The sequence below is a fragment of the Cupriavidus sp. 8B genome (assembly GCF_054589115.1).
The window spans coordinates 170249-178730 of the sequence record NZ_BAAILO010000412.1; the positions used below are offsets into that span (position 1 = coordinate 170249).

Genomic DNA, 8482 nt, shown 5'->3' on the forward strand with positions numbered 1-8482 from the left:
GCGCAACGCACGTGGGTCATCCTGGCCGAGGCAGCGCCGGGTGGCTGGGGTCTTTGGGGCCATGCCCACGCCGATCAGGAACTGATGGATGCAGCCGGGGCGGAGATCCCCAGGCTCCGCGGATGATGGCTCAGGGCTGCAGATCCTCCGCGAAAGCGCGGGACTCCGCTTCCAGCATGGCGATGGCGCGCTCCATCAGCTCCGCCAGCAACGCCATTCGCTGATTTCCCAGCATGGTCGCAAGCAGGGACTGCAGTTGTCCAGATCGCGATTCAATTGCATCGCAGAGGGCAAGGCCTGCTTCGCTGAGCGCCAGGGGAGCGCGGCGCCGATCTGGATCGCTGCCCACCACGATCAGGTCTCGTACCTTGAGCTGTTGAACGACGCGCGACAGGGAGCCCGCGTTATAGCCAAGCGTACGGGAAAATTGCGTGAGCGTTGCCCCCTTGTTGGAAGCCAGTCCGGAGAGGATCAGCCATTGGGGAACGGTCAGATTTTCCCTCGCGAGTTCGATTTCCTGGGCATTCCACAATGCCCTTTTCAATCGGTTAGCCAGCAACAAAAACTTGCTGTTGGCGTCAGAGTCGATCTCCTGTTGGTTCGCTGCATCTCGAACCAACGAAAGGGGGGATGTCATCATGTGAACAATCCTGTTAGGTCGTGCTTCGGACTCCACTCTGTCCGGCTCCTAAAGGGGCAGGTCCGATCGGCGTTGCAGGTGCTATCATCTTGATAGTTACAGTTGAGATGCCGGGGGCGCTATGCAACGAAAGACTTTCAGGGACATGCAGTGTCCGATCGCGCGCGGTCTCGAGCGTGTGGGAGAGTGGTGGAGCATCCTGATCCTCCGCGAAGCCTTCTACGGCGCAACACGCTTCGATACGTTCCAGAAGAATCTGGATATCGCGCCCAACATGTTGACTCGCCGGCTCAATGGATTGGTCGAAGAGGGCCTGCTCGAGCGGCGCCAGTACATGGAGAGGCCGCCGCGCTTCGAATATGTCCTGACCCAATGCGGGCGCGATTTCCTTCCGGTTCTACTGGCCATGCTTGAGTGGGGTAACAAGTATTTCGCGTCAGAGGGCGTGAGCGTGCAGTTGGTCGACAAGGACACGGGCGCGAGCGTCAACCCCGTCCTGGTGGACGCCAAGAATGGCAACCCGGTAAATCTTGCACGTTACGTCGTTGCACCTGGGCCGGCGGCCAGCGAAGGTGTGCGCAGGCGCCTGGCTGATGCGGCCGAATACATGTCGGCGCAAAGCGAAAGCTGACCTCGCACGACGAGCAGCCCGGCTCGAGACTCCAGTCGATATCCGAATTGTTGGGGGGCAGGTATCGGCATCCAAAAAACCTGTCCGGCGATGCACCACGGAGCACAAGATCGGCCGGGCAGGTGGTAAAAATTGTGATAAACCGATCGGCGATCCTCAGACTCGATAGCCGTACAGCGTGCCATCCCCCGAGCGCGCGTTGTCTAGCGAATCGGCAACGACCTGGCTGTTCGGTGCTTGACCGTCTGCGCGCGAGACTTCCGGCGTAGGGGGCAGAACGTCAGCGCGAACATCAACATTTCGGGTTGCCGCAGTAGCCATTGCTGCTACTGCTACTCCCAACATAAGGACGGCGCTAAACAGGCGTTTGGTGATCATTTGAAACTCCTCAACACAACCGAGATATCTCATCAAGTTACTTGCATCATGCAAGTATGATTGAACTATAGCAGCTTTTATCATGAAAGCAACTGAGGGGCTCAGGTGGTGATGCGCGTGATATGACTCAGGAGAAACAAATGGTTGAAAGGCGCTGCGCGGTAGCCGACGCGACGCGCGCAGTGGGTGATCGCTGGTCCCTCTTGATCATGCGCGAGGCGTTTTACGGACGGACCCGCTTCGATGAATTTGAGAAAGGACTCGGGATCGCTTCAAACGTACTGAGCGCGCGACTCAGGTCGTTGGTCGAGTACGGCCTCCTGGAGCGCCGGACCAATATCGCAGGAAGGCGCCAGACCTACCATCTGAGCGAGAAAGGGAAGGCATTCTTCCCTGTGTATGTTGCGCTGAAGTCTTGGGCGGACCAATGGTCACCCGAAGTTGAGGGGGCTGTGACGCGTCTTTACGATGCGAAGACGGGAAAAGAGATTCGGGCGGCACCGCTTGTGCGGGCAGATGGCTCGGAAATCGTCTGCGAAGACATGGTGGTTTGGGATCAACGTCCCCAGCGCGATTCCTGATTCAGGCGGCCCAGCGAGGTTCGGCTGTTCGCATTACAGATGTAGTGGCGTGCCGCTGTTGAACGCCTCGGCGAACTCGTCGGAGTAGATCTCGGCTAGCGAGAATCGCAGCGCCGCCGCGCGCTCGGTCCCATAAACCGTCTCGAAGCGGTCCTGCGCGCGTCGCCACAGCCGGTTCGATTCGACCAACTTGGCACGTCCCGCCGGCGTTAGCTCCACCCGCCGGCTGCGGCCGTCCAGTTCGTCGCGAGTCTGTATCAGGTAGCCATCGCGCTCAAGCGGCTGGATATTGCGTGCCAGCGCAGAGCGGTCCAGCACCATGGCGTGAGCCAGTTCGGTCATGGTGGGGCGGCCACCCCGTGCGATATGCAAGAGGATCGAGCGTTGCGAGACGCTTAGCCCGCACGGTGCCAGCGCGGCGTCATAGAGTTGCGTAATGCGCCGCGTTGCCTTGCGCAGCGCGGCGCCATTGCAGACCAAGGGATCTTTCAGGATCGATGACGGCATTGTCGGTTTCCCTCCTGGCGTTTTGCTCGTTTCCTGTGTCAGTGCACTAGCACGCGGTACGACCAACCTCTCCATTGTAGTCGACCTTGACGGATGCTGGTATATGCAAGTAAATTGATGTGCGTGTATATGCAAGTATCCAGGCGTCGCGTGATGCAGTCGAGGAAGGACAGGACATGACCATGGTTTCAACCAGCGCCGCAATGCCGCGCGCTGCCAATCCTCGCCTGCGGTCGATGTTGGAGGCGCCAATCGTCCCGATGCTCGCCCGCATGAGCTGGCCGAATATGCTGATGATGTTGGCGCAGTCGTCCACTGGACTGATTGAGACATGGTTCCTCGCCAAGCTCGGCACAGACGTGCTGGCAGGTGTCGCGGTGGTGATACCGGTACTGATGTTGATGCAAAACATGTCGCAGGGAGCGATGGGCGGGGGCATCTCTTCTGCAGTGGCACGCGCCCTTGGCGCTGGCAATGCCGTCCTGGTGGAGCAACTCGCCCGCCACGCGCTGGCGATCAATGTACTGATTGGCACGATCTTCTCGCTCTTGTTGTTCGTCGGCGTGCGGCCGCTGTTTTCGTTGCTCGGCGCGCATGGCGCATCCCTGGATGCTGCCTGCACATATGGCCGCGTGCTTTTCGCTGCCCTGCCGCTGATGTGGGCCATGAACGCTCTTGCCAGCGTGATTCGCGGTACGGGAAACATGTCGATGCCCGGCATGGTGATATGCGTCGGAGCAGCGCTGATGATCCCCTTGTCGCCGTGCTTGATTTTCGGTTTCGGCCCGTTCCCCAGGCTGGGCGTGGCAGGCGGTGCGTGGGCACTGGTGGTGTACTACGCGGCGGGCACGCTGGTGCTGGGCTGGTACTGCCTGTCGGGTCGCTGCGCCGCGCGCCTGTCCGCCGGCACGCTGCGCTGGGCACCGATGCGCAGCATCCTCGTCGTCGGCGGGCTTGCGTGCCTGAACCCAGTCCTCACCAACGCACTGATCGCCGTGACGACAGCTCAGGTCGGACACTACAGCGGCACTGCTGCGCTGGCCGGCTATGCTACTGCTGTGCGCCTCGAATACCTGCTGATACCAATCGCTTTCGGCCTTGGCGCGCCGATGGTCGCGCTGGTCGGTGCCAATATCGGTGCAGGCCAGACAGAGCGCGCCAGGCGCATCGCCATCCACGGCGGTTGCATGGCTTTCGTGCTTGCCGAACTGGTGGGGTTGGCGGCAGCGCTGTGGCCACAAGCTTGGCTGCGCCTTTTCGGTGCCGATGCACAGCTACTTGAGGCCGGGACGCTCTACCTGCGCATCGTCGGCCCGCTCTATGGTTTCTTCGCGCTTGGCTTCTCGCTGTACTTTGCCTCCCAGGGCGCGGGACGCCTCAAGTGGCCCCTTGTTGCCGGCGCGTTGCGCCTCTTTCTGTTCGTCGGTGGTGGGGCGGCGGCGATGGCCTACGGTGCGTCGCTCGCGCAATATTTCGCCTTGGGTGCGCTAGCCATGCTGCTCTATGGCGGGTGCATCTTCTGGTCGATCTCCGCGGGAACTTGGACCGACGCTCAGCGCAACTAACTATTGTCAGTTTCCAAGCTGCAAGCCCGCCCGCTTCACCCTTGCGCGCATCCGTGATACTGTATAAACATACAGTGACCGGAAACTCCCTCTCAGCCCCCGCAGGCTGGGCCGCAAGCATCACATGACCGCCCAACTCTTTCCAATATCGCCCGACACGTCGGGCGATTCGCCTTTGGCGCAGCCGCCCGTGGCCGACCGGCAGGGGGCGCTGGATGCACTGGAGCAACGCTATCCCGGCCTGTGGCGGGCGGGGCAGCTTGGCCACCTGGGCCGGGCGGGCAGCGTGCCAGCCTTGCCGACCGGCCATGACGCGCTCTCGGCCGAGTTGCCGGGCGGCGGCTGGCCGGTGGGCGCGCTCACAGAGCTGCTGCTGGCCGACCCCGGCGTGGGCGAGTTGCGGCTGCTGCGCCCGGCCTTGCTGGCGCTGGCCGCCGCGCAGCGGCGGTTGGCACTGATCGGGCCGCCGTACCTGCCCAATGCGATGTGCCTGGCCGAATGGGGTTTGCCGGCGCGCCAGTTGTACTGGGTGCGCCCGCCCGCTGGCGCCAGCCGGGCCGCGGCGCAGGCGGATGTGCTGTGGGCGGCGGAGCAGGTGTTGCGCAGCCAGGCGTTTGGCGGCGTGATGGTCTGGCTGCCCACGGCGCGCCCGGAGGCGCTGCGGCGCTTGCAGGTGCTGGCGCAGGCGGGCGACGGCGTGGTGTGGGCGTGCCGGCCGGCCAGCGTGCTGCGCGAGTCATCGCCGGCGGTGCTGCGGCTGTTGTTGTCGCCGGCGCGGGGCAATGCCGTGTCGATCGGCTTTCACAAGCGGCGCGGGCCGGTGCGCGATACGCCGCTGGTGCTGTCGCTGGGCGAGATGATGGCGGTGCCGGACAGGGCGCCTTCGTTGCCGTTGTCCTCGCCAGCCCTCGTTGCGCCAGTGCCTTCCTATTCCCCGGTTTCCCGGACTTCCCAAACCATCGCGGGAGAGCATGCCCATGTCGTACTGGATCGCGGTGCATCTGCCGCGCCTGTCGCTGGACGCGCTGCAGCCGAACTGGCCTGAGCCCGCCGGCGCTTCCAGCGCTGCCGGTGCGTGCGCCGGCCTCCTGCACCACAGCGTGCCGGTGGCGGTGATGGAGCGCGAGCGCGTGGTGCTGGCTAACGGCCCGGCGGTGGCGCTGGGGGTGCAGGCGGGGATGCGTCGGGGCGGCGTGCAGGCGTTGTCGGCGCAGGTGGTGCAGCTGGAGCGCGGGCCGGCGGCCGAGGCGCAGGTGATGACGGCGCTGGCGCTGGCGTTGCTGCATTTCACGCCGAATGTCACGGTGCATCCCGATCCCGAGGCGGCTACCGTGATGATCGATGCCGGGGCCAGCCTGCGGTTGTTTGGCGGGCATCTTGCGTTGTGCCGGGCGGTGTATGCGCGGGTGCGGCGGCTGGGGGTGTTCCTGCAGCTGGGCTGCGGGCCCACCGCCTTCGGGGCGGCGTGGCTGGCGGCCCAGCCGCTGCGGCGGGATCGGCGTGGCGCGCTGGTGCGTCCGGCGCGGCGCGCGGTGCGGCCGCAGCGCATGGCGCGGCTGCTGGACCGGCTGCCGGTGGGCATGCTGCAAGGGCTGGCGGACGAGGGCTGGCTCGATGGCATCGGTTGCCGGACCGTGGGCGAGGTGCGGGCGCTGCCGCGCGCAGGCCTGCGGCGCCGGCTGGGGCCGGACCTGCTGGCGCGGCTGGACCAGGCCTATGGCGAGGTGCCGGTGCGCTTTACGTGGTTCAGCGCGCCGGCCACCTTCTCGCAGCGCATGGAGCTGCCGGGCCGAACCGAATCCGTCCAGGGCGTGATGGCGGGCGCGCAGCGCTTGCTGCTGGCGCTGGCCGGCTGGCTGGCCGTGCAGCAGGCGGGTGTGACGCATCTCGTGCTGCGGCTGGAGCATGAGCGCTACCGGCTCGGCACCGAGACGCCGGCCACGCCGGTGACGATCAGCCTGGCGCAGCCCAGCCGCGATCCGGCGCACTTGTCCAGGCTATTGCAGGAGCGGCTGGACAAGGTGCAGTTCCGCGTGCCGGCGGTGAGCCTGCTGCTGGTGGTGGAGTCGGTCCAGACCTGCCTGCCGCAGAGCGATGCGCTGTTTCCCGAGCCGGGCGGCACGCCGGCGGAGCTGGGCCGCGTGCTCGATACGCTGATGGCGCGGCTGGGCCGGGAGAACGTGTTGCAACCGCAGCCGCTGGCGGACCACCGGCCCGAGCGCGCCAACCGCTGGTGCCCGGTGGATGAAATGCCGGCCCGCGCCCCGCGCGAGGCGGCGCGTGCCCCGGCGGGCATGCCGGAGCGTCCGCTGTGGCTGATGGAGCAGCCCAACGCGCTCACCGTGCAGCGCCATCGGCCTTGTCACGGCGGGCCGCTGACCTTGCTCTCGCGGCCGGAGCGCATCGAATCCGGCTGGTGGGACGGCGCGCTGGCCACGCGCGATTACTTCGTTGCGGAGCGGGCGGACGGGCTGCGTTGCTGGGTCTATCGCCAGCGCCCCGGGCGCGAGGAAAGCGGCGAGTACCGCTGGTTCCTGCACGGCTTGTTTGCCTGAGTCCTTGCCATGTCGAGCCAGCCAGCCAGCCCTTCGTTTTCTGCTTTGCCGCCGGCGCTTAGCGCGCTGCTGCCGGCGTTGCCCGACTATGTGGAGCTGCATTGCATCTCCAATTTCACGTTCCTGGACGGGGCGTCGCATCCGGTCGAGCTGATCGAGCGTGCGTTTGCGCTCGGCTATCGCGGCCTGGCGCTGACCGATGAATGCTCGGTGGCTGGCACGGCCCGCGCGCACCACGCGCTCAAGGACCTGCGCGAACGCACCCGCGATGCGGCCGAGCGCAGCGCGGCACGGCTGGCCGCCGGACTGGATGAAGATGAGGACGAGCACACGGACGAACCGGAGGAGGGCGACCACGAAGACGGCGAGCATCAGGCGGACGGCGAATTCCCCGCCGTGCCGGACGCCACTGCCACCGGGAGCGCCGATGAAGCCATGCAGGCCCGCCTGCGCCGCCATGAACGCCTGCTAGCCCTGGCCCGCGCCGCGCAGGATTTCCGCCTGCTGATCGGCAGCCGCTTCACGCTTACCGACCACGCGGGCCAGCCCGTGCTGCGGCTGGTGCTGCTGGCGCAGGACAGGGAGGGCTTTGGCAACCTCAGCGAGCTGATCACGCTGGGCCGCACGCGCGTGCAAAAGGGCGCCTATGCGCTGCATCCCGACGACATCGCCGCGCCGCAGCCGGACCAGGCCCACCTGCGCGGCATGCCTGATTGCCTGGCGCTGCTGCTGCCCGCGTATTGCCCGGACCCCGCCGAGCTGCTGCAGCATGCCCAATGGATGCAGCAGACGTTTGGCGAGCGCGGCTGGATCGCGCTCGAGCAATTGCAGGGCTATGCCGATGCCACGCACCGGCTGCGGCTGGAGCAAGCCGCAGCGCTTACCGGCGTGCCCCTGGTGGCATCCGGCGCGGTGACCATGCATGTGCGCTCGCGCAAGCCGCTGTCGGACGTGCTGAGCGCGATCCGCGTGGGCCAGCCGCTGGCCGAGTGCGGCATGGCGCTGGCTCCCAATGCCGAGCAGCACCTGCGCATGCGCCAACGCTTGTCGCGCCTATACCCGCGCGAGGCGCTGGCGCAGACGCTGCGGGTCGCCGCATTGTGCGATTTCTCGCTGGCGTCGCTGCGCTACGAGTACCCGGAGGAGCTGGTGCCCCTGGGCGAGACGCCGTTTGGCTACCTGCGCCGCGAGACCATGAAAGGCGTGCTGCGGCGCTTTCCCAAAGGCCTCAGTCCGAGATGGCGCAAGCAGCTGAAGGAAGAGCTCGCGCTGATCCGCGAGAAGCAGTACGAGCCGTTCTTCCTCACCGTGCACGACATCGTGCGCTTTGCCCGCAGCCGCGGCATCCTGTGCCAGGGGCGCGGCTCGGCCGCCAATTCGCTGGTCTGCTATTGCCTGTTCATCACCGAGGTGGATCCGGAGGATGCCAACCTGCTGTTCGGCCGCTTTCTCTCGCGCGAGCGCGACGAGCCGCCGGATATCGATGTGGACTTCGAGCACCAGCGGCGCGAAGAAGTCATCCAGTACATCTACGAGAAATACGGCCGCCACCGCGCCGCGCTGGCGGCGTCGCTGATCACCTATCGCTCGCGCAGCGCGCTGCGCGACGTGGGCCGGGCGCGGGG

Annotated in this window: 9 protein-coding genes; 6 read left to right on the top strand and 3 right to left on the bottom strand. The window is 66.0% G+C overall.

Annotation, left to right across the window (positions count from 1 at the left end):
- Window positions 1–130: 130 nt before the first annotated feature.
- Entirely contained in the window at window positions 131–640 is a 510-nt protein-coding gene (locus ACYP5B_RS39485) for a MarR family winged helix-turn-helix transcriptional regulator (RefSeq protein ID WP_459573246.1), read from the bottom strand.
- A gap of 121 nt (window positions 641–761) precedes the next feature.
- Between ACYP5B_RS39485 and ACYP5B_RS39490 the strand changes: the two genes are divergently transcribed.
- The gene (locus tag ACYP5B_RS39490; RefSeq protein ID WP_459573247.1) at window positions 762–1271 is read left to right on the top strand and encodes a winged helix-turn-helix transcriptional regulator; all 510 of its coding nucleotides are present in this window, start codon (window positions 762–764) and stop codon (window positions 1269–1271) included.
- 156 nt (window positions 1272–1427) lie between these two features.
- Here the strand turns inward: ACYP5B_RS39490 and ACYP5B_RS39495 are convergent, their stop codons facing one another.
- Entirely contained in the window at window positions 1428–1649 is a 222-nt protein-coding gene (locus tag ACYP5B_RS39495; protein ID WP_459573248.1) for a hypothetical protein, read from the bottom strand.
- Window positions 1650–1789: 140 nt separating this feature from the next.
- On the opposite strand from ACYP5B_RS39495, the gene ACYP5B_RS39500 reads away from it, so the two are divergent.
- Window positions 1790–2230 carry a winged helix-turn-helix transcriptional regulator gene (locus tag ACYP5B_RS39500; RefSeq protein ID WP_459573249.1) on the top strand — a complete coding sequence of 147 codons (441 nt, stop codon included), beginning with the start codon at window positions 1790–1792 and terminating at the stop codon, window positions 2228–2230.
- A gap of 33 nt (window positions 2231–2263) precedes the next feature.
- Here the strand turns inward: ACYP5B_RS39500 and ACYP5B_RS39505 are convergent, their stop codons facing one another.
- Entirely contained in the window at window positions 2264–2737 is a 474-nt protein-coding gene (locus ACYP5B_RS39505) for a MarR family winged helix-turn-helix transcriptional regulator (RefSeq protein WP_459573250.1), read from the bottom strand.
- A 176-nt stretch (window positions 2738–2913) separates the two neighbouring features.
- Here ACYP5B_RS39505 and ACYP5B_RS39510 point away from each other — a divergent pair, with 176 nt between their 5' ends.
- The 4 genes from ACYP5B_RS39510 to ACYP5B_RS39525 form a co-directional block, all read left to right on the top strand.
- On the top strand, window positions 2914–4302 hold the full coding sequence (locus ACYP5B_RS39510; RefSeq protein WP_459573251.1) for an MATE family efflux transporter: 1389 nt from the start codon (window positions 2914–2916) through the stop codon (window positions 4300–4302).
- A gap of 124 nt (window positions 4303–4426) precedes the next feature.
- On the top strand, window positions 4427–5347 hold the full coding sequence (gene imuA / locus ACYP5B_RS39515; RefSeq protein ID WP_459573252.1) for a translesion DNA synthesis-associated protein ImuA: 921 nt from the start codon (window positions 4427–4429) through the stop codon (window positions 5345–5347).
- Complete coding sequence (locus ACYP5B_RS39520) at window positions 5280–6857, top strand: Y-family DNA polymerase (RefSeq protein ID WP_459573253.1); 1578 nt, start codon at window positions 5280–5282, stop codon at window positions 6855–6857. The genes imuA and ACYP5B_RS39520 overlap by 68 nt, the downstream gene beginning before the upstream one ends.
- A gap of 9 nt (window positions 6858–6866) precedes the next feature.
- Window positions 6867–8482, top strand: a 1616-nt coding sequence (locus tag ACYP5B_RS39525) for a PHP domain-containing protein (RefSeq protein ID WP_459573254.1), incomplete at its 3' end; no start/stop codon positions are given.

Bases quoted from the DNA above. Each gene is read 5' to 3' on its own strand.
- ACYP5B_RS39485 (WP_459573246.1), bottom strand. From the start codon at position 640: ATGATGACATCCCCCCTTTCGTTGGTTCGAGATGCAGCGAACCAACAG.
- ACYP5B_RS39490 (WP_459573247.1), top strand. From the start codon at position 762: ATGCAACGAAAGACTTTCAGGGACATGCAGTGTCCGATCGCGCGCGGT.
- ACYP5B_RS39495 (WP_459573248.1), bottom strand. From the start codon at position 1,649: ATGATCACCAAACGCCTGTTTAGCGCCGTCCTTATGTTGGGAGTAGCA.
- ACYP5B_RS39500 (WP_459573249.1), top strand. From the start codon at position 1,790: ATGGTTGAAAGGCGCTGCGCGGTAGCCGACGCGACGCGCGCAGTGGGT.
- ACYP5B_RS39505 (WP_459573250.1), bottom strand. From the start codon at position 2,737: ATGCCGTCATCGATCCTGAAAGATCCCTTGGTCTGCAATGGCGCCGCG.
- ACYP5B_RS39510 (WP_459573251.1), top strand. From the start codon at position 2,914: ATGACCATGGTTTCAACCAGCGCCGCAATGCCGCGCGCTGCCAATCCT.
- imuA (WP_459573252.1), top strand. From the start codon at position 4,427: ATGACCGCCCAACTCTTTCCAATATCGCCCGACACGTCGGGCGATTCG.
- ACYP5B_RS39520 (WP_459573253.1), top strand. From the start codon at position 5,280: ATGTCGTACTGGATCGCGGTGCATCTGCCGCGCCTGTCGCTGGACGCG.